Origin of the sequence: Gillisia xinjiangensis (assembly GCF_046298265.1) — a bacterium.
Classification (GTDB): domain Bacteria; phylum Bacteroidota; class Bacteroidia; order Flavobacteriales; family Flavobacteriaceae; genus Gillisia; species Gillisia xinjiangensis.
On record NZ_JBKAHK010000070.1, the window covers coordinates 1 to 606 of the forward strand.

A 606-nucleotide genomic window follows, 5' to 3' on the forward strand; every position below is an offset into this window, starting at 1 on the left:
GTCATGCTCCATCGGCGCCAGGTAGCCGCCATGACTTGACGGCAGCCATGCCGAGACGAGCACATCAACGTCGCCACGGCCGAGGCGCCGGAACATTTCTTCATGGGGAGCGGCCGAGCGCTCGACGGCGTGGCCATGACGCCGCAAGACGTTCTCGACCTCGATCGCGCTTGCATCGTGAAACGACAGGTCTATGTGGCCGACCCGAAGCGGCATATTCATTGAAAGACTCCTCGCTTTTCTGGGGCCTCGGCGGCTCTCTTCAGCTCTGGTCGCCGGAGAAGCCGCTCAGAACCGTCTTGCCCATGCCGCGGCCGCTTTCGAGGTGACGATGCGCCTCAAGCAGAGAGGCCGCGGTGATCGGCCCCAGATCCTCGGTCATGGTGGTCCTCACCAGCCCGGCGTCGACCAGCTCCGCAACGGACTTCAGGATCCGATGCTGTTCGCCCATGTCCGGCGTCTGGTAGAGCGAGCGCGTGAACATCAGCTCCCAGTGCACGGATACGCTCTTGCGCTTCAGCGGGACGATGTCGAAGATTTCGGGGTCGTCGATCAGCGCGATCCGCCCCTGCGGCCGGATTGCCTTTGCGATAGCCGGGAAATGCC

The 606-nt window shown here is 63.7% G+C and carries 2 protein-coding genes; both read right to left on the reverse strand.

Features of this window, described 5'->3' with window-relative positions; genetic code table 11:
• Positions 1-222: glycine betaine ABC transporter substrate-binding protein (locus ACKGJN_RS16510; RefSeq protein ID WP_409540664.1), on the reverse strand; the 222-nt coding region annotated here is incomplete at its 3' end.
• Between the two features lie 40 nt (positions 223-262).
• Positions 263-606, reverse strand: a 344-nt coding sequence (locus ACKGJN_RS16515) for a zinc-binding dehydrogenase (RefSeq protein ID WP_409540665.1), incomplete at its 5' end; no start/stop codon positions are given.